1 protein-coding gene is annotated in these 946 nt (G+C 44.8%); it reads right to left on the minus strand.

Annotated features, from left to right (window positions below):
* A partial coding sequence (locus tag KIV40_RS29150; protein ID WP_285352714.1) for a hypothetical protein occupies nt 1-946 on the minus strand: 946 nt, incomplete at both ends.

Here is a 946-nt window from a genome sequence, read left to right on the forward strand (position 1 = left end):
TCCATCTGCTCCGGTGAAATTGAATACGGTGTAAGAGACCATTGAGTCACCTACTTGTATCGGCTCCCCTAATGCAACAATGTTATCAATCAGCTCAACAACATCATCAGCAACGGTAACGACAATAAGTGCTGGCTGCGCGTCACCCGTACCTCCCGCCAAAGACGAGCGATCGCCATCCGCATCAACCGCATAGATACGTAGTTCAAAACTCAATTCTGCATCTTGCGAGCCTTGATGGGTAAGCGAATTCAGTAGTGTAAATTCATAAGAGCCTAACGCTGGGCTGTCGACGGCCACCTCAAAAACAACGGTTCGAACGCCATTAACCGTGACAAAACCTTCGTAGTTTCGAACTCCGCTTACTTCACTAATCAGTTCTAACTCAACGGGTTGTCCTTGTGAAAACAAGCTGCCATCTGTATTAAACTCCGTTGGTTCGAGTTCATGATGGTCGATAATATCACTATCGAAAGTTTCTGAAGTTACAAACCCGCTGCCACTGACGATACCGGTTCCTTCTTCTGAACCACCATCAATACCACTCTCTTGTACGGAGATTGGATCAACAGAATTGATCGATGGTCGATCCCCATCCGAGATAGTGATGTTTAATGTACTCACCACCGAGTCTTGGTCGAAGTCAGTAATTGTTACCGGGAGTGAAAATTCAAGAGAGTCTGAATTGATCTGTTCAATAGGTTTGAACTGTTGGAAGTGGTACTCGCCATTAGTATCGACTGAAACCGTAAGTACGACTTCTCCACGCCCCTGAATAGAGACACTTAAAATTCCATCAAACTGAGCCAATGATGACGAGTCGAAAACGACTGACGATAATGTGTCACTTTCAATCGATACAAAGCTACCCTCAAGTAATGTCGAGTCAGTTTCTTGATTAGTGATATTCACCGTTTCAGGGATAGGATCAGCACCGTCTAAGATT

It is taken from the genome of Vibrio sp. D173a (genome assembly GCF_030248475.1).